Below are 18225 nucleotides of genomic sequence, written 5' to 3' on the forward strand. Positions count from 1 at the left end.
ACAGCTCACCGGCCCCACCGTCCGTAGGGTGGGTGCTGTGAGCGTCGCACCGGATACCACCGTTGCTCTGCAGAACCGCTTCGCGCGCGACCTGCCCGAGATGGCCGTCCGCTGGCAGGCTCAGACTTTTCCCGACCTGCGACCGCTGGCCGTCAACGCGCCGCTGGCCGGCGAGCTCGGTCTGGACCGGGCCTGGCTTCAGAGTCCGGACGGGCTGCGCTTCCTGGTAGGCAACCTGGTTCCCGGCGATGCCGCGCCGGTCGCGCAGGCCTACGCGGGACACCAGTTCGGCGGCTACGTCCCGCGGCTGGGTGACGGTCGCGCGCTGCTGCTCGGCGAGCTTGCCGACCCCGACGGGCGCCTCCGCGACATCCACCTCAAAGGGTCGGGGCCCACGCCATTCGCCCGCGGCGGCGACGGCCTCGCGGCGGTGGGACCGATGCTGCGCGAATACGTGATCAGCGAAGCGATGCACGCGCTGGGTGTTCCGACGACGCGATCGCTGGCCGTGGTGGCCACGGGACGTCCAGTGCAACGCGAGACGCTGCTGCCCGGCGCCGTGTTGACCCGCGTCGCCGCCAGCCACCTGCGGGTGGGCAGCTTCCAATATGCCTCGGCCACAGCCGATCTCGACTTGCTTCGACGACTGGCTGACCACGCGATCGCGCGCCACTACCCCGGCGCCGCACTGACCGACCACTCGTACCTCGCGCTGTTCGAATCGGTCGCCGCCGTCCAGGCATCGCTGGTCGCCCGGTGGATGCTGATCGGCTTCATCCACGGCGTGATGAACACCGACAACATGACGATCTCCGGGGAGACCATCGACTACGGGCCGTGCGCCTTCATGGAGGCCTACGACCCCGACACGGCGTTCAGCTCGATCGACCACCGGGGCCGATACGCCTACGGCAACCAGCCCGCCGTCGCCGCGTGGAACCTCGCCCGGTTCGCCGAGGCGCTTCTCCCGCTTCTTGCCGACAACGTCGACGAGGGCGTCGCGCTCGCCGAGAACGCGTTCGGGGTCTTCCGCGCCCAGTACGACGAGACATGGACGTCCGGGATGCGGGCCAAGCTCGGCTTGTCCGCAGACGTCGACCCAACGGCGGTCACTTCGTTGGTCGGCGACTTGCTCGCGCTGTTAAAAGAGAGCCACGTGGACTACACGTCGTTCTTCCACGGACTCAGTCAGGCATGCCGCGGCGACGCCGAGCCCACCCGCGGACTGTTCATCAACCTGGCCGGTATCGACGGATGGCTCCCGCGCTGGCGAGCGCTGAGTCCGGATGCCGAAGCGATGGAACGAAGCAACCCGATCTACATCCCGCGAAACCATCTCGTCGAGGAGGCACTCTCCGCGGCGACAGCCGGCGACCTCGACCCGTTCCAGCAGCTGCTCGCTGCGGTGACCGCTCCCTACGACAAGCGACCCGGTTTCGAGCGCTACGCCGCGCCCGCGCCGGAAGACTTCGGCGACTACCGGACCTTCTGCGGCACCTAAGCGTCGAGACTGGTGGCGCGCTGTCTGAGGGCGGCCTGAAGGATCGTGCCGGCGGTCACAAATGCGGGTTTGTCGCGGTCGGCAGGATTGACGGGCAAGTTGGCGGCGCGGCGTAGCACCATCAGGGCAAGGCCACTGAATGTCGTGTACGGGATGATCAGCAGATTGACCCGGGCATCTCCGCCGTTGACGGTCATCACATGCTGGGGTTTGTGTTCCCATCCAGGCCAATTGAAGTCCGGTGGTCGTTGCAGTGGCGGCCAGTTGACGTTGATGGAGGTGATCTCGCCCAGCAGCGGGGTCAGAGCTGAAACGAGGTTGGGTAATTCATTGGTCATGCGGTCCACGCGCGGCCACCATGCCCCGTCAATGTCCCCGCCCAACTCGTGTGCAACCGAGAGCCGGACGGGATTGGCCGAGCGCCGATCGGTCATCCGCCGACAAATCGGTCTACGGTAAAAGCGAAACTATTCAAGGGAATTCCTTCATGGCTGGGGTCGCTTGCCCGCCAGCGCAGGGAAGCGGAGGAATCCCATTGCCGGTGAATGCGATCCGCGTGCGCTACGGTGCACCACCGCTGACAACGAAACGGCTCACAGCTGACGTTACGCCACCAAACGGTTGCTTGGTAACCCAGGGATTCACTAGACCGGCACAAAGCGTCGGCCCGTGCACCGATCGCGGGTACAGTGGTAGACAACCGTAAAGGAAATAGTGTCCGTACAGAATTGGTGTGACGCACCTGAGATTCACCCGTCGCAGGTCCGCGTCGGCGACATCATCGGGTCGCTGCGCGAAAGTAGCCTGCGCTACACCGTCAAGCTGATCAGCGTCCCCCAGACAAGTCCACGGCGATGGACGTTCTTCGGCCGCGACGACAGAGGCTCCGAACACGCAAACATGTTCAGCGAAGACGACTTAGTTCGCAGGTACATCAAAGCATCGTGAGGCATCAACGCGACCGGCATCGAACGAGTCGCGGCCGAGTCATCGGTCTCCAAACGCACTCTCTACCAACACTTCCCGAATATGACTGCGGTAGTGGAGCAGGGCGGCCGAGGCGCTGATCGACCGCGCGGTCGGCTAGCGCGCGCCGCGCACCAATCGGCCGGGCCGTGCACCGGTGTCGACGCCGTCGCGGCGAGTCACCACCCCGTTGACGATCGTGGCGTCGTAGCCGGAGGCGCCCTGGATCAGCCGCTTGCCGCCTGCCGGCAGGTCATAGGCCATTTGGGGCCGATGCAAGGTGATCGCATCCATGTCGATCACGTTGACGTCGGCGCGTTTTCCGATCTCGACGACGCCGCGGTCGGACAGCCCGAAAAGCTGCGCGGTGTCGTAGGACTGCTTGCGGATGACGTACTCCAGCGGCAGCTTCTCTCCGCGGTGACGATCGCGTGCCCAGTGGGTGAGCAGGAAGGTTGGGAACGACGCGTCGCAGATCATCCCGCAGTGCGCGCCACCGTCGGACAATCCCACGACGCCGGCCGGGTGGGTGAGCATTTCGCGAATCGCGTCATGGTTGCCGTAGGCGTAGTTGTAGAACGGCAGCATCAGCATCGACGTCGCGTCGTGCTCGAGCATCAGGTCGTACAGCGTCGAGAGCGGATCCTCGCCACGTCCGGCGGCGATCTTCTCCACCGTGCGCTCGTCGGTGGGCTCGTAGTCGGGCGGATCGCCCAGCGCATAGATGCGGCCGAGGCCATATTGCACGAGGGCAAACATGTTGTCGAACAACAGAGTTGGGTCCGGCGGCAAATCGTCTTCGGCAAGGATCGCGGCCTTGACGGCAGGATCGGCCAAACGCTGCGCGAGCTCGTCGCGGTCGCATTCGGCTTTCAGCCGGCGAAAGGTCGGACGGTGGGTGAATGCGTGATGCCCGTCGAAGCCGAACAACATGCCGAACGGGCGTGCGGCGATCTGGGGGTACAACCTGCTGCCCGCAGCATGCGCGGCTGCCGAGATGTCCAGTTGTTCGCGCCACAGATCCGGGGCCGCGTCGACCTGAATCATGCCGAACGAAATCGGCCGGTCGATGTCAGCGCCCAGACGCCGCATCCAGTCCAGTTCCTTCTTGGGTGCGATGATGTCCTCGCCGGCTACGCCCTGAGGGGCCAGCTCGAAGACCGCCTGGCCGCCGGCCGCCATGGCCCGGCCGAGCCCGAACAGCTCGTCCTCTGCGGCATAGGTTCCGGGAACCGGCTCGCCGTCGATGGCCCGGTGACCGATGGTGCGGGAGGTCGAGAAGCCCAGCGCGCCGGCTTCAATCGCCTCCTGCACGAGACGCGCCATCGCCGCAATGTCGTCGGGCGAGGCGGGCTCGTTGCGGGCCCCGCGCTCGCCCATCGCATAGGCGCGGACCGCCCCGTGGGCTACCTGGCTGCCCACATCGACGGCGAATTCCTTTCGTCCGATGACATTGAGGTACTCGGGGTAGCTTTCCCAGCCCCAGGAGATGCCCTCGGTGAGCGCGGCGCCGGGAATGTCCTCGACACCTTCCATCAGGCCGATCAGCCAGTCCTCTGTACCCGGCCGCACTGGCGCGAACCCGACACCGCAGTTACCAGTGACGACCGTTGTCACCCCGTGACCGCTGGACGGCTCCAGCAGGGCATCCCAGCTGACCTGGCCGTCGTAGTGGGTGTGGATGTCGACAAATCCGGGCGCGACGAACTTTCCGGTTGCGTCGATGGTCTCGGCGGCATCGCCTTCCAGCGGCGGACTGCCCGCACCGCGACGCCGAATCTCGACGATCTTGCCGCCTTTGACGGCGATGTCGGCATCGAATCGGTCCGCACCGGTGCCGTCCACGACGGTGCCCCCGGTGATTTTGAGGTCGAACACGGTTACTCCCTATGTCTGCGCCGCCGCCCGCTACAGTGGACAATGTAACACCGTTACAGAGGCTTCGGGAGTGCTCAGTGCGGGCACCTCCCGCTTCCGGGGGAGAGGAGCGGCGCATATGACCCATGCAGCGCCTGACGTCCGGCGCGAAGATGCAATCGGCACGCCGCCGCAACGGCCGACCCTGGTGCCCGCGGAGCGCTACTACTCGCCGGCGTTCGCACAGCTCGAAGTCGAGCGGATGTGGCCCAAAGTCTGGCAGGTCGCGTGCACGGTCGACCATGTCGCCGAGCCCGGCGACTACTTCGAATACCGTTGCGGGCCTTACTCGGTACTCATTGTTCGCGGTGACGACGGCACGCTGCGCGCCTTTCAGAACGTGTGCCGTCACCGCGGCAACTCGCTGTGCGCCGGCGCGGGTTCGGGTTTGGGCGAACTGCGTTGCGGCTATCACGGCTGGACGTGGGATCTTGCCGGCACACTCAAACGGGTCCCGAACCGCAAGGGGTTCGGAACGCTGCCGATGGCCGAGCTTCCGTTGTTCGCGGTCCGCGTCGACACGTGGGAGAGACTGGTCTTCGTCAATCTCGATCTCGACTCGCCGCCGCTTGGCGATTATCTCGAGGCGGTGCCAAACGACATCGCCTGGCTTGGCCTCGGCGACTTCCGTTGCTACGCAACCATGACCGTCGAGATCGACGCTAATTGGAAGACGATCGCCGACGGATTCAGCGAGACGTACCACATTCAGACGTTGCATCCGGAGCTGCACAGGTGCATGGACGATATCTATGCGCCGCAGGTGATTTGGGGGCACACTGGCAAGTCCGAACAGATCTACGGTGTGCCGAGTCCGCATCTCAAGCACCCGCTGAGCGATGCTGAGGTGTGGGACGCCTATGTCTGCACTCAGGGTGCGCTGATGGGTGCCGCAGATGGCACTCCGTTCCCGGCGGACCAACGTCAGCCTGGTGAGTCGGTCGCGGAGGTAATCGCCAAGCGTACAAGAGCTTTCGCGGCCGGACGCGGTGTCGACTTGAGCTGGGCAAGCACCGACCAGGTGATGCGGCTATACCAGTACAACATCTTTCCCAATATGACATTGCTGGCCAATGCCGATCACCTCACCGTGATGACGTCGCACCCAGGGCCCGATCCTGACCACGGCGAACTGGTGATGATGTTGTGGACGCGCATTCCGCCCGGCGCCGGGCGCTGCAAACCCGCCGACGTTCGGCTGACCGCGGATGAGGCCGAGCCGGGCCTGGTTCTGACACAGGATATCTCGGTGCTGGGCGGGCTCCAGCGCGGTTTGCACCAGCCCGGCTTCACACACCTGACGCTTTCCAACGAAGAGCGACGTGTAATCAACATGCACCGCAATCTCGAACGTTATCTCGACTTGCCTGAGCCAGAACGGGTCACGGGGGGTGAGGCCGGTGACGCAACCAGTTAACGCGGAAACGATCCTCGATACCGCCGCGGGCTTGATCGAGCGCCAGGGCGTGGACGCCTTCACCATGCGGAACCTCGCCGAAGAACTCGGAGTTGCCGTCACCTCGATCTATTGGCATGTGGGCGGGCGCGACAAACTCTTCGACAGCCTGGTCGACCGTTTGCTCAGCCAGATGGCACATCTGCCCGTCGACGGCGGGACCCCGGTGGAACGTATTGCGTCTCTTGCCCGCTCGCAACGCCGGATCCTGATCCACCGACAACACCTGCTGGCCATCGCACACGAACGCGACCGGACGCCGACGCTGTTTCTGCCGATTCAGCAAAGGCTGGCCGCCTTGCTCGCGGAGTTGGGCGTCAGCGGGTCCGAGGCCGCACTGGTGCTGCGTGCGGTGCAAGTTCACGTCATATCGTCTGCGGTGATGCAGTTCTCGGCGGTTCGCGGGGCCAAACACGAGGAAGAGGATCCCTCGCTGTGGGATGACGATTGGCCCGATCAGGAACTGGTGCAGGCGCTCCAGTCCCCCACTGACTACGACGCCGTGTTCGAGTTCGGGCTCAGCGCGCTGTTGAGTCAGATTCCCTCGGGTGGCTGAAACGACGCAATCAGACGGCCGACATCGCGCCGCCGGGACTCCGCCGGCCACACCACCCAGGTGCGGCGCACGGGCTGGTCGAGCAAAGACCAGATCGAAACCAACAACGCCATGTTGCGCAACGTGGTGGAACCGATCTTAGGCAGCACCAACGACTTTCAACACATCAGCATCCTGCAGGGAACGAAGGTCTACGGCATGCATCTGCACCCGATTCCCATCCCGGCGCGGGAAAGCGATCCGCGTGACCCGCATGACAACTTCTTCTTGGATCAAGAAGACTATGTCCGTGAAATGGGCGCCAAACATGGCTTCACTTACACGGCACTGCGCCCGCAACTGGTCACCGGCCGCACGCCCGGTGCATTGAACGTGCTTCCCGCGATCGGTGTCTACGCCGCGATCCAACGCGAAAAGGGCGAGCCGTTTGGCTTCCCCGGTGGCCCGTCGTTCGTCTGGGAAGCAGCCGACGCCGACCTTGTTGCCGACGTGATGGTCTGGGCTGCGGATTCACCTCGCGCAGCCAACGAGGCCTTCAATATCACCAACGGTGACGTTTTTGAGTGGCGGAATGTCTGGCCTGCACTCGCGACAACCCTCGGCGTCGAAACCGGACCGGATAGCCCGATGAGTTTGGCCGCCTACCTCGCCGACAATTCCGGACTGTGGGATCGCATTGTCACCAAGTACGACCTTCGGTCGCTGAGTCTGCGCGAATTGGTCGGTCACGGTGACCAGCACGCCGATTTCGCTTTCGCCTACGGCGCCCCGGAAGGGCCCCGCGCTTTTGTCAGCACGATCAAGTTGCGCCAGGCCGGCTTCACCAAAGTCGTTGACAGCCAAGACGCATTCCGCGACGCGCTGCAGTCACTCATCGACCGCAAGTTCCTGCCACCCGTAGCTCGTTGATTGCGCCCGCAGCTCACCGTAGGAAATCCGCGACGATGCCGGCCATGTCATCGATCGCGGCTCGCCGGATGACTTCGAAGCCGTGGGTGCTCAGCGTGGGCAGACACAGCAGCGCCGCACGCGGAGTCAGGCCGCTCGCCTTCGAATGCGAGGCGTCCGACTCGAACGCGCCCAGCGCGGCAGCCTGGGGCGACAATCCGCGCTCGGTGGCAGTCTTCATCAGTCGATCGGCCACGTCCTTGTCATAGACGCACAACGCGTCGCTATATCCGATGATCGGACCGCCGGTGACGGTGGTCCCGTATTCCTGCTCGGTGGGCCCGACCTCCAGAGCGATGGTGAGGGTGCCGGGCAGCGTGCCGCTCGCGTAGGTGCCCCCCACTCCGCCGATCTCCTCGTTGGTGGTGAAGACGAGATACACGTCCTCGCTCGGCCGTTGACCATGCTCGTGCAGCGTGCGCGCGGCGCGCAGCAGCGCGGTAATCGCGGCGCGGTCATCCAGGAAGTAGCAGCCCACATAGTCGCCGAACTCGACGAGGTCTCTTTTACTGCGGTCCACGCACACCCGCGTGCCGGCGCGCACGCCGGAGGCCTCGAGATCCTCGGGTGTTCGCCCCGTGAAGACGTAGACGTGCTGCCAATCCAGCGCGCGATCGCCCTTGTCGGGTTTGGTCTCCCAGATCCGCGGGCTCTCCTTGGTGGTGTGCTCGGAACCCTGCGTGAGCACACCGGTCAGCGTCTGATGATCGCCGAGCACGGCGACCGGGCCGAATCCGAAATTGCCCGGATACATCGTGCCGAGTTGGGTCATGTGCAGCGAACCATCGGATTCCACTCGTTTGACCAGCATGGACAGCTCATCCATGTGGGCCATCACCCGTGTTGCCGACCCACCGGAAATCGAGCTCGTTCGCTGGCGATGGCCGGACGAGTCCGTGGTGCTCGCTTCGGCGCCGATGTAGCCGACCAGGTTGCCCGCGTCGTCGGTCCACATGTCGTCGACCAGGGGTTCTAGTTCGCGGGCACATATCGCTCGCACCGCGTCCTCTTGGCCGCCCGGCCCATACGTCCACAGCAGTTCTTGCAAGAGATTTTCGGTCGAATCAAGGTCGCGCTGCCCCATCGGATCCTCTCCCGTCTTTGCTAACCGTAGCGATCGCCTTCGCGGCCGCGCTGGCGTGGTTTGCGGGCCTGTCAGAAGTGGTAGCCGCAGTGCTGATGTTGCGCGATGCTGAATGCACCGGCTCGACAACGCCGAAGGTGGAGGGATCGCAGTGAACGAAGAGCAACGCAACGAGATGGCGTCACGCCGTGGCTTCATTGCCGCGCTGGATCAAAGCGGTGGCAGCACCCCCAAAGCGCTGAAGCTCTATGGAATTCCCGAGCACGCGTACGGCAACGAGGGGCAGATGTTCGACCTCATCCACGAGGCGCGCGCGCGGCTGATCGACAGTCCCAGCTTCACCGGCGACAAGATCCTGGCAACCATTCTTTTTGAGCAGACGATGGATCGCACTATCAACGGCGAGGACACCGTCGCGTTTCTGTGGAAGCAGAAACACATCGTGCCGTTCGTCAAGGTCGACCAGGGGCTCGCCGATGTGCAGTACGGCGTCCAGCTCATGAAGCCGATGACGAAACTCGATTCGCTGCTCGAGCGTGCCGTCGAAAAGGGCGTCTTCGGCACCAAGATGCGCTCGTTCATCCAGGAGCCGAACGACGGCGGGATCAGAGCGATCGTCGACCAGCAGTTCGAGGCCGCCGAGGCGATCGCGCCGCACGGACTCATGCCGATCATCGAACCCGAGGTCAGCATTAAATGCCCCGATAAGCCGGCCGCGGATCGGCTGTTGGTAAACGCGGTGCAGGCGAAGCTCGATGAGCTTCCTAATGACCGGCAGGTCATGCTCAAGCTGACGTTGCCTGACGAGCAAGACCTCTATGCGCCCCTCATCGACCATCCCAGAGTGCTGCGGGTGGTCGCCCTGTCCGGCGGCTACAGCCTGGCGCAGAGCGCCGCGACCCTGGCCCGCAACCACGGGCTGATAGCGAGCTTCTCGCGGGCCCTGACCGAGGGCCTCACCGTCGACCAGACCGATGCCGAATTCGACCAGAAGCTCAAGTCGAACATCGACGAAATCTACGCCGCGTCGGTCACCTGACTGCTCGTAGCTCGCCGTCGACACCAATCCTTCGATACTGAGTAGTATCTACTAGATACCGAAGGGTATGCTTTCGCCCATGTCGCCCGTCAAGCCGCCGCGGACCCGCCCTACCCGCGGCGAAGTGCGGGACCGGATCCTGGACGCCGCCGCCACGGTCTTCGCCGCCCACGGGTTCGCCGGTGCCACCATCGATGCGATCGGTCAGGCCGCGGGCTTCACCAAAGGCGCGGTCTACTCGAACTTCGAATCCAAAGACGAACTGTTTCTGGCCCTGCTCGACCGCGAATTTGAGCTTCGTGGCGCGCAGATCGCGACAGCGCTGGAAAGCGGTAGCGACACCGCCGCGGCGGCGCGGGCGTTGAGCCGGTCGGTGCTCGATGGGGTTCACGCCAATGCCGAGTACTACACCTTGTTCGCCGAGTACTGGCTACGCGCCGTGCGTGACCCAGAGCTGCGTGAGCGCCTGATCGCGCGACGCCGTGCGGCGGCCGCTGACCAGGCACACCACATCGCCGAAACGACCGCCACCGTACCGTCCGGCCCGCAGTTGGCCGACCTCGCTCAGCTCGTGGTCACCATCAACTTGGGGATCGCGATGGAGGAAATCCTCCGCCCGGGAACCATCGACGCGGACCTGCTGGCGCATCTGATCAACGTCCTCCTGGAACCTGTTGCGGTTCAACGCGATTAGACATTTCGAAAAGAGCAAGAGATGGACACACAAGACGACAACGACGTGCCTGCGCTGATCACGGCAACCGGACTTGGCGTGGACGGCGAGCACGGGCCGCTGTTCTCCGATATCGACGTGGCGCTTACGGCGGGCTTTCACGCCATTCAGATGCCTGGTGGACCAGGACAGACCACCCTGTTGCTGACACTGGCGGGCCGCTTCAAAGCCGCCCACGGCACCCTGACGGTCCTCGGCGATACCAAACCGCGCGCAATCCGCCGACACTGCGCGATCGCGGCCTTTCCCGACATCGACGAGCTCGAGGAATCGGTGACGGTACAGACCGTGCTCGCCGAGCAGCGGCGCTGGCTGGCACCGTGGTATTCGCCGGTGCCTCGCCAGGCCGGCCGGACCGAGCTGACCGAGGTGTTCGGCGAGACTCCTGCGCCGTCTCCCGAGACCTACATCGTCGAATTGTCGGATCTGGAGTTGTTCTTGCTCCGGATCACTCTCGCGACAATGTCGAACCGGCCGATTCTGGTGGTCGGCGACCTGGAGCAGGTACGCGACAACTCCCGCCGTGCGATCGCGGTGGACCGGCTGGGTGCGCTCGCGACGCAGCGCACCGTCGTTGTCGGAGTGACCAATCCACTCGGTGCCGACGCACCGGACCACCAACTACACGATCACCGCATCCTGACCGGGAGGGACTGACGATGCTGGCTGGACTTGCATTCGGCTCGGAAATCAAACGTTTCGGCCGCAGCCGACTGACCCGGGCAGCAATCGTCGTGCTGATGCTGTTGCCACTGGTGTACGGCGCGCTGTACCTGTGGGCGTTTTGGGATCCATTCGGCCACGTCAACAAAATGCCTGTCGCACTGGTCAACTCCGACCGCGGCGCGGTGGTGTCCGGGCAGCGGTTCAACGCCGGCGCCGAGATCGCCAAGAGCCTGACCGCCGACCGCAGCCTCGACTGGCACGTGGTGAGCCCCGAGGACGCGCACCGCGGAGTCGAACACGGCAAGTACTACTTCATGCTCGAGTTGCCACCGGATTTCAGCGCGGCGATCGCATCGCCGGTGACCGGACAGCCGAAAAAGGCCAACCTGATCGCCGTGTACAACGACGCCAACAACTACATCTCGACGAGCATCGGCCGCACCGCGATCGGCCAGGTACTCAACGCAGTCTCGTCCCGGATCTCCGGGCAGGCGGTCAATCAGATGCTGTCCGTGGTGGTTTCGTCGGGATCCGGCATCAAGCAGGCCGCCGAAGGGGCCGGCCAACTCGCCGACGGCACCAGTCAGCTGGCGGCCGGTCTGGACACCGCCCGGTCCGGCTCGGCGACGCTTGCCACCGGCGCGCAGCAGCTGTCCGACGGGATCAATTCGTCCACCGAGCCGCTGCTGGCGGTGACCAAAGCACTGTCCCTGATCGGCGGCAACACCGACCAACTGCAACAGGGGGCGACCGCGCTACAGCAGGCCAATGATCAGATCGGCGGCATCGCCACGGCTCAGGACAATGCCGCCGGTGCACTTTCGTCGGTGATCGACCAGCTGTCCGCGAGACAGGATCCGTTGGCGAACACGCTGCGCGGTGTGCAGGATCAGCTCCGAGCACATCAGTTCACGCCTCAAATCCGGCAACGCCTCACCGATGCGCAAAACGCCGCGATCGCCATGACGTCGGGGCTGCGGGCACCGGGCAGCCCACTGGGGTCGGCCCTCGACCAAGTCGGTAGCAAAGGCCAGGAGCTGACGAACAAACTCACCCAACTGCGCGACGGTGCCACGCAAGTCGCCGCGGGTAACACCCAGTTGGCAAGCGGGATAGCCAAACTCGACGACGGCGCACAGCAGCTCAAATCCGGTTCGGCCGAGCTGGCGACCAAACTCCGCGACGGAGCCAGCCAGGTGCCCAACTGGACAACGCAACAGAAGGATGCGGTCGCCGACACCATCGGCGGGCCAGTACAACTCGAGACCTCACATGAGAATGCCGCCCCCAACTTCGGTACCGGCATGGCGCCGTTCTTCGTCACCCTGGCCCTGTTCTTCGGCGCGCTGGTGCTGTGGATGGTACTGCGGCCCTTGCAGAGTCGCGCGATCGCCGCGGAGGTGCTCGCCATCCGCGTGGTGTTGGCCAGCTATCTGCCCGCGGCGGTGATCGCGATGTTCCAGGCGGTCATCCTGTACTGCGTGGTGCGGTTCGCCCTCGGGATGCACGTGGTGCACCCCGTCTCGATGCTGGCATTCATGATCCTCATCGCCTGTGCGTTCGTAGCTGCGACGCAGGCGATCAATGCGCTCGTCGGCCCGGCGGTGGGCCGAGTCTTGATCATGGCCTTGCTCATGCTTCAACTGGTCAGCGCGGGCGGGATGTACCCGGTGGAAACCACATCAAAGCCGTTCCAGGTCCTGCACCGCTTCGACCCGATGACCTATGGCGTCAACGGGCTGCGCCAGCTCATACTGGGTGGGATCGACGGCCGCCTATGGCAGGCGGTTATCGTGATGTTCGCGATATCGGCTGTCGCGCTGGCTATCTCGTGCCTGTCGGCACGGCGGGATCAACTCTGGAATCTCAACAGGCTGATACCGGCGATCAAAATGTGACGCCATCGGTGCGATCCTGCCTCGCGGGGATCGGCAGTCGGGCACTTTCATCGAGGTCGACGTCGAGGGCATTGAGCATCAGCGCCAGCCCGGCGTAGCGGTTGATCACCATCAGCACCTCGACGGTGGCCTCCGAGCCGAGTTCCTGGTGCACGCCATCGAAGGTCCCGGCCGAAACGGTCCGCGTGGTCAGCAACTCCGATGTCAACTGCAGCACCGCGTGCTCGGCCGCATTGAAAGAACTTGTTCCCCAGTCGGATTCGCACAGGACCGCGCCGATCTCGTCGCTGTCCACACCAGCGGTGCGGGCCACGTCGCGGTGCTGACCAAGCTCATAGGGGCAGTCCATCAGATAGGCCGTGCGCAGCACGACGAGTTCACGCAGCCTGGTCGGCAGTACCGGGCTGGTCAGCGCGGCGTTCCCGGCCAACATCCAGCCGGTGAACACCTTCTCGGCATTTGCCAATGCCCGGTAGACGTTGAGATTGCCACGTGCTCTTGTCAATTCGCGGGCCTGCGGCGTCATCTCTTCCGGTTCACGGTAGGCGATCCGGGTCATTGGGTTTGTCCTCCTCGGGCCTGGAATCTGGCGTCGGTGTCGGCATCGAGGTCAACTGCGTTGAGCACCAAGGCCAGCCCGTAGTAACAACTGACGATCATCAGCAACTCGGTCAGTCCCCCGTCACCCAATTCGGCACGGGCGGTGGCGAATGAGTCATCGCTGAGACGGTGCGTGCTGCACAATTCGGTGACCACGTCCAATACCAGGCGCTCGGTGCGGCTGAAGCCGGCCGCGTCGAGGTCTTCGGTCTCGACGATCGCACTGATCTGCTGTTCGGTCAGGCCGGCCTCACGGCCGATCTCGATGTGCTGGCCGAGTTCGTAGCGTGAGTTCTGCAGTCGGGCCACCCGCAGGATGACCACTTCCCGCATCCTCAGACTGTAGGTGGGGCTGTCGAACAACTCGTCGACCATCTGCGACCAGCCGACGAACACGTTGGGGGCGTTGGCGAGTAGTCGGAACGCGTTGAGTGCACCGCGGCGTGCCATGAAATCGCGGATGGGTTCGGGTTGTTGTTCGACTCCGGCGAGCGGTATCCGTGACATTGGCTTCGTCCCTTTGCTATTCGGTGTCGGCGGCGAGGGTGAAGGTCCAGTCCAGAGTTACGAAGGGCTCCTCGACCGTCGTGCCGTCTGGGGCAACCCCGGGCTCGTGGCGCACGTAATCCGCCTGCAGCGATTCCACGTCCGCGAAGACCGCGTCGCGGCCGATGTACGGATCGTCTCGGTAGAACAGTTGGGTGATCAGCGGTTGGTAGCCGTCCGCGCGGAACCAGAAGTGCACATGCTGCGGGCGCATGACGGATCGGTTTGCGGCACGCATGATTTCCCCGCACGGGCCGTCGGTGGGCGCCGGGTAGTAGTGGGGCGTGACGGATCGGTACCAGAACCGTCCGTCGTCATCAGTGGTCAGCAGTGCCCGCATGGCGAACTCGTCGTGCAGCTTCTCGGCCTGCTGAACGTCATAGAAGCCATCACCATCGCTATGCCAGGTGTCCACATGGGCGCCGGCAACCGGCCTGCCCCGCTCGTCGACGACCCGACCGGTGACGAACATCGGCGTACCCGCCACGCCGTCGGAGATGTCGTCCCCATTGTTGGCCGTCGGACGGCCCTGGACGTAAAACGGGCCGAGCAAAGCCGAGGCGGTGACCGATGACCCGCTGCGCTGGTTGATCCCGTCCACCAGCATGCTGAACCCTAGAATGTCAGATAGCAACATCACCTCCTGACGCGTAGGGGTCGATATCTTGCCGACTCGTTCCAGGAAATCCATTGCGGTGAACCATTCCTCACCGGTCAGCTGCACCTCACGCGCGAAGTCATGCAGATGCTGCACCAGGCAGACGAGCACTTGCCGGAAGCGATCATCGGTCGCGCCGTCGAAGGTCCGCTGGACGGCCCCGGTGATCGTGTGTTCGTTCAAGTCGGATGACAATGCCTTTCCTTTCTGTGCGATCGGAGCATCAGGGCCGGATCACAACCCGGCCGACAGTGTGGTCGGCGACGGCCCGGTACGCGGCACTGGCGTCGTCGAGCGAGTAGCTGCCGGCAATGGGCAGCGGTCGGAACGCGCCGGATTCGAAGAACGGTGCCATCTGCGCGAGCCGTCGCGCCGAGTCGGTGACGCTCAGGCGTCCGCTGTCCGTACCGAGAATGCGGGTTTCGTTGTGATACAGGTCGCGCAGGTTGATTTCTACGTTAGGCGAGCCGACGGCGCTGATCACGACCAGCCGGCCCCGGTGGGTCAGCGCGGACAGGGCCGACGGCGTGGTCACACCGCCCACCGCGTCGTACACCACGTCAGCGCCCTCGCCGTCAGTCAGCTCTGTGATCGCTGCGCCAACGTCGGCGACCGGGTCGAAGGTGATGAAGTGATCGATGACCGCCGCTGCGGGAGTGTCAGACCCGGGTGGGCGCCGGTCTACGCCAATCACGTTGGCGCCGAGCGCATGAGCGATTTGTGCCACTGCGCCTCCCACACCACCGGATACGCCGAACACAGCTACGGTTTCACCGGCCGCCAGCTGCGCGGTTTCCACCGTCCCGTACCACGCCACGACGAAGTTGACGCCGACGGTGGAGGCTTCGTCGAAGCTGAATCGTTCGGGTTTGCGTACCAGAGCTTCCAGTGGCACCGACATCAACTCCGCGTGCGAACCGTCGCGGGTGAACCCGACGTCTCCCCCGGTGCCCCAGACCGGGGTTCCTTCCCACTCCGCTGGGCCGCTGACCACCACGCCGGCGAAATCACGCCCGGGCGTGCGCGGCAGCACTGTCCAATCCATCGCCCCGGCAACGTTTTTCACGTCGGACGGGTTGACTGATGCGGCGTCCACTCGAATCACCGCTTCTCGTGCCGTCCCGGTGGGATCCGGTACATCCGCCACGTGCAAAACGTTCGGGTCGCCAAACTCGGTGAAACGCAGAGCCCGCATGCGCCCGTCCTCCCTGTGAACCCGCAGTCAACGCACTCGCCGACACCCTGATGCGTCACGTCGACTGACGCACAAGGACTTACCGAGCTTTGCCGGTAGCCGAAGCGGGCGTCTCGATACCTCTGGCAGTCCGGCGCGCCGCGCCCCACAGCCCAGTCCCGACACCGATGGCGGCGCCGCCCATGCCAATCAGTTGTTGTGAGCGCTTCATCTGATGATGGACGCTCATTCCGCCGAGCAGGTCGGCAGCGTCCGCACCGGCGGAGGCCAGGAACCATCCGCGGGTGTTTTTGCCGCGCAACGCCGCAACTGCCAGCAGCCCACCGATCAACGCGTCGCGATATCCCATCGACCGCAGCAGGAGTTGCGCGGTCGGCGTGGGCTGCTCCGGATCGCCCCACAGCCGGTTCGCCCGCAGCGGATCGACGAGGAACGAGATGCCCGAGGTAAGTCGGATGCTGCCTGCCGCCAGCGCCAAACGGTCGATAGTCATGGGTTCACAGCTTAGATGGTTCGACGAGCGTCGAGTCGTTGAGCGATACCGCGGAAAATTTCCCACCATGTCGACGTTCGTGCCGCGCAACCGGATGCCACAATTCATCGAGCCAACGAGGAAGTGAGACCATGATCGAAGTATCCCCACCGGCCTCAGCACCGAGATTCGAACCCGACGAGGGCTGGGTGCCGGCCGATGAGCGGCGGCTCGGTCTGGATCGGCGTACGCTACGCCCGACGCTGGCGGTGTTCGCGCTGGTCTTCATCATGTCGGTGGTGTTGCCGGTCATCAATGCAACCGTGCCCTATCACGACATCGTCAGAGCCGGCGATGTCGTTGAGCTCGAGGGCCAGGTGACGTTCATCCCGGAAGCCGGCTGGGGCATCACTTCCGGTGTTCGGGCCGGGCACGGCCCGATATCCGGCCAATACCCCGCGAAGGCGACTGTCGAAGACGGGGCGCTGAAGTTCACCGTCCGCACCGGATCGTTCCACGGCGACGCCGATCAACTGCTCGATCAGATCGAGGCGACCTCCGACGCGCTCAACCAAGGCCGCGGCGTCCACATCACCGGCGCCCCCGCCAACATCGTCACCACTCAGGGCAAACAGGGCGCGACAGTTCGAGTCACCGGGCCGCACACCGCGGGCCTGATTGCCGCGTTCGTATTCAACGGACGCGGAGTCGAAGCGGTGGCGACCGGACCGACCGACGCCGGTTCCGAACCGAGCGCCGCGGTGCTGCGGATGATCGGCAGCATCAGCGAATCCGGGCAGGAAAAGCAATGACGACGACACTCACCGAACTCGATCGTGCCCGCGAGGTCGCCCTCGACCTTTCCGGCTGGGGCAGGCGGTTCGTCTTTTATCAGCCGCGCAACTTTGCATTCTGGGGATATCTGGCACTGGTCGGGATCGGCGTTCTCACGTTCTTTTCCACACTGGCCCGCGAATACAACGCCTACGGCGAGGCGATCGGGCTGGCGGTCACGTCATTCGCCATCTACGCCGCTCTGTTCTGGTGGTTCACCGACCGCATCGACCACTACGCCAAACTGCCGCACAAGCTGATGGCCGTCGCGTTCCTGTGGGGCGGGTTCGCGGCCACCGGCACGATGGCCGCCAATGCCAACGACGCGATCCTCGCCCTGTACGCAAAGACCTTCGGTCAGGTCTGGGCGCTGAACTGGGGGGCCGGGCTCGCCGCCCCGTTCACCGAAGAACTGGCCAAAGGATCGGGACTGCTGTTGCTCATCGCGTTGGCGCGACGGCACATCCGGACTGCGTTCGACGGGTTCATCCTTGGCGCGTTCATCGGCCTGGGCTTTCAGATTGTCGAGGACATCACCTATGCCATGACGTCGGCCGGAACCCAGTTCGGCGCCAACCAGATTGGGGCATCGGTGGGGACCATCGTTCTTCGGATGGTCAGTGGGGTGGCCGCTCACATCCTCTACAGCGCAATCTTCTGCGCCGGCGTCGTCTACCTTTTCGGCCGGCCGGCTGAGCCGCGCAAGATCGGTCGGGGCCTGCTTCTCATCGCGATACCGATGCTGTTGCACGGGACCTGGGACTCGGTGGCCACCACCGCCGGCCCCAACGTGCTAGCGCTGATCGGACTGCTGGTCGGGACCGTCGTCATCGCGCTGATCATCGTTGCGCGGGTTTACAAGTTGACCGTATCCAGGGAACGCGACTTCGTCCGCGACGTGATGGCTCCCGAACAGGCCCGTGACGTCATCACTCCGGTCGAACTGGACGCGATGGCCGGTAACCGTAAGGCCCGCAAGGCTTACCGTAAAGCCGGCCGCAGTCGTCACGAACGCAGGCGCGCACGCTACATTCTCAATGCCGCCTACGCGCTCGCCGACGAACTAGCCACAGCGCGTGGCACCGACACCGACCGGGTGCGCTTCGCCCGCTCGGAGGTCGCCCGGATCCGCGCCGGCGTACCGTCGCCGTGGTGA

General features: G+C 64.5%; 19 protein-coding genes and 1 pseudogene. 12 read left to right on the forward strand and 8 right to left on the reverse strand.

The genetic code is table 11. The annotated features are described in order from the left end of the window. Positions 1–37: 37 nt before the first annotated feature. A complete protein-coding gene (locus VGG53_RS15420; protein ID WP_331518931.1) occupies positions 38–1501 on the forward strand; it encodes a protein adenylyltransferase SelO in 1464 nt (487 codons plus the stop codon). Here the strand turns inward: VGG53_RS15420 and VGG53_RS15425 are convergent. After that, positions 1498–1935 carry a DUF5994 family protein gene (locus tag VGG53_RS15425; RefSeq protein ID WP_331518932.1) on the reverse strand — a complete coding sequence of 146 codons (438 nt, stop codon included), beginning with the start codon at positions 1933–1935 and terminating at the stop codon, positions 1498–1500. The genes VGG53_RS15420 and VGG53_RS15425 overlap by 4 nt on opposite strands. A gap of 280 nt (positions 1936–2215) precedes the next feature. Between VGG53_RS15425 and VGG53_RS15430 the strand changes: the two genes are divergently transcribed. Further along, positions 2216–2449, forward strand: a complete 234-nt coding sequence (locus VGG53_RS15430; protein WP_331518933.1) for a hypothetical protein — start codon at positions 2216–2218, stop codon at positions 2447–2449. Positions 2450–2452: 3 nt separating this feature from the next. Beyond that, a pseudogene (locus tag VGG53_RS15435) lies at positions 2453–2536 on the forward strand (TetR family transcriptional regulator); the annotation flags it as partial. 48 nt (positions 2537–2584) lie between these two features. On the opposite strand, the gene VGG53_RS15440 reads toward VGG53_RS15435, so the two are convergent. Then, positions 2585–4345, reverse strand: a complete 1761-nt coding sequence (locus VGG53_RS15440; RefSeq protein WP_331518934.1) for an N-acyl-D-amino-acid deacylase family protein — start codon at positions 4343–4345, stop codon at positions 2585–2587. Positions 4346–4463: 118 nt separating this feature from the next. Here VGG53_RS15440 and VGG53_RS15445 point away from each other — a divergent pair, with 118 nt between their 5' ends. From VGG53_RS15445 to VGG53_RS15455, 3 genes are read left to right on the forward strand one after another with little or no spacing between them, the layout of a single operon-like run. Next, on the forward strand, positions 4464–5801 hold the full coding sequence (locus VGG53_RS15445) for an aromatic ring-hydroxylating dioxygenase subunit alpha (protein ID WP_331518935.1): 1338 nt from the start codon (positions 4464–4466) through the stop codon (positions 5799–5801). Further along, the gene (locus VGG53_RS15450; RefSeq protein ID WP_331518936.1) at positions 5785–6396 is read left to right on the forward strand and encodes a TetR/AcrR family transcriptional regulator; all 612 of its coding nucleotides are present in this window, start codon (positions 5785–5787) and stop codon (positions 6394–6396) included. The genes VGG53_RS15445 and VGG53_RS15450 overlap by 17 nt, the downstream gene beginning before the upstream one ends. Positions 6397–6456: 60 nt before the next feature. Beyond that, positions 6457–7305, forward strand: a complete 849-nt coding sequence (locus VGG53_RS15455; RefSeq protein ID WP_331518937.1) for a hypothetical protein — start codon at positions 6457–6459, stop codon at positions 7303–7305. 13 nt (positions 7306–7318) lie between these two features. Here VGG53_RS15455 and VGG53_RS15460 read toward each other — a convergent pair whose 3' ends face one another. Beyond that, entirely contained in the window at positions 7319–8428 is a 1110-nt protein-coding gene (locus VGG53_RS15460) for a M42 family metallopeptidase (RefSeq protein ID WP_331518938.1), read from the reverse strand. 112 nt (positions 8429–8540) lie between these two features. Here VGG53_RS15460 and VGG53_RS15465 point away from each other — a divergent pair, with 112 nt between their 5' ends. The 4 genes from VGG53_RS15465 to VGG53_RS15480 all read left to right on the forward strand — a co-directional run bounded on the left by VGG53_RS15465 (position 8541) and on the right by VGG53_RS15480 (position 12764). Further along, entirely contained in the window at positions 8541–9467 is a 927-nt protein-coding gene (locus tag VGG53_RS15465; RefSeq protein ID WP_331518939.1) for a fructose bisphosphate aldolase, read from the forward strand. A gap of 67 nt (positions 9468–9534) precedes the next feature. After that, positions 9535–10161 carry a TetR/AcrR family transcriptional regulator gene (locus tag VGG53_RS15470; RefSeq protein WP_331518940.1) on the forward strand — a complete coding sequence of 209 codons (627 nt, stop codon included), beginning with the start codon at positions 9535–9537 and terminating at the stop codon, positions 10159–10161. Positions 10162–10182: 21 nt separating this feature from the next. Next, entirely contained in the window at positions 10183–10857 is a 675-nt protein-coding gene (locus VGG53_RS15475; RefSeq protein ID WP_331518941.1) for a hypothetical protein, read from the forward strand. 2 nt (positions 10858–10859) lie between these two features. Further along, entirely contained in the window at positions 10860–12764 is a 1905-nt protein-coding gene (locus VGG53_RS15480; protein WP_331518942.1) for a YhgE/Pip domain-containing protein, read from the forward strand. Here the strand turns inward: VGG53_RS15480 and VGG53_RS15485 are convergent. The 5 genes from VGG53_RS15485 to VGG53_RS15505 all read right to left on the reverse strand — a co-directional run bounded on the left by VGG53_RS15485 (position 12754) and on the right by VGG53_RS15505 (position 16256). Beyond that, positions 12754–13323, reverse strand: coding sequence for a carboxymuconolactone decarboxylase family protein (locus tag VGG53_RS15485; protein WP_331518943.1), 570 nt, complete (start codon positions 13321–13323; stop codon positions 12754–12756). The genes VGG53_RS15480 and VGG53_RS15485 overlap by 11 nt on opposite strands. Next, a complete protein-coding gene (locus tag VGG53_RS15490) occupies positions 13320–13871 on the reverse strand; it encodes a carboxymuconolactone decarboxylase family protein (protein WP_331518944.1) in 552 nt (183 codons plus the stop codon). Before VGG53_RS15490 ends, VGG53_RS15485 begins: the two co-directional genes overlap by 4 nt. Positions 13872–13887: 16 nt before the next feature. After that, the gene (locus VGG53_RS15495; RefSeq protein WP_331518945.1) at positions 13888–14763 is read right to left on the reverse strand and encodes a dioxygenase; all 876 of its coding nucleotides are present in this window, start codon (positions 14761–14763) and stop codon (positions 13888–13890) included. Between the two features lie 28 nt (positions 14764–14791). Further along, positions 14792–15763 carry a zinc-binding alcohol dehydrogenase family protein gene (locus tag VGG53_RS15500; RefSeq protein WP_331518946.1) on the reverse strand — a complete coding sequence of 324 codons (972 nt, stop codon included), beginning with the start codon at positions 15761–15763 and terminating at the stop codon, positions 14792–14794. 79 nt (positions 15764–15842) lie between these two features. Beyond that, positions 15843–16256 carry a DUF4267 domain-containing protein gene (locus VGG53_RS15505; protein ID WP_331518947.1) on the reverse strand — a complete coding sequence of 138 codons (414 nt, stop codon included), beginning with the start codon at positions 16254–16256 and terminating at the stop codon, positions 15843–15845. Positions 16257–16387: 131 nt separating this feature from the next. Between VGG53_RS15505 and VGG53_RS15510 the strand changes: the two genes are divergently transcribed. Continuing rightward, the gene (locus VGG53_RS15510) at positions 16388–17047 is read left to right on the forward strand and encodes a hypothetical protein (RefSeq protein ID WP_331518948.1); all 660 of its coding nucleotides are present in this window, start codon (positions 16388–16390) and stop codon (positions 17045–17047) included. Next, positions 17044–18225, forward strand: a complete 1182-nt coding sequence (locus VGG53_RS15515) for a PrsW family intramembrane metalloprotease (RefSeq protein ID WP_331518949.1) — start codon at positions 17044–17046, stop codon at positions 18223–18225. Before VGG53_RS15510 ends, VGG53_RS15515 begins: the two co-directional genes overlap by 4 nt.

This window comes from Mycobacterium sp., assembly GCF_036490025.1.
Lineage (GTDB): Bacteria > Actinomycetota > Actinomycetes > Mycobacteriales > Mycobacteriaceae > Mycobacterium.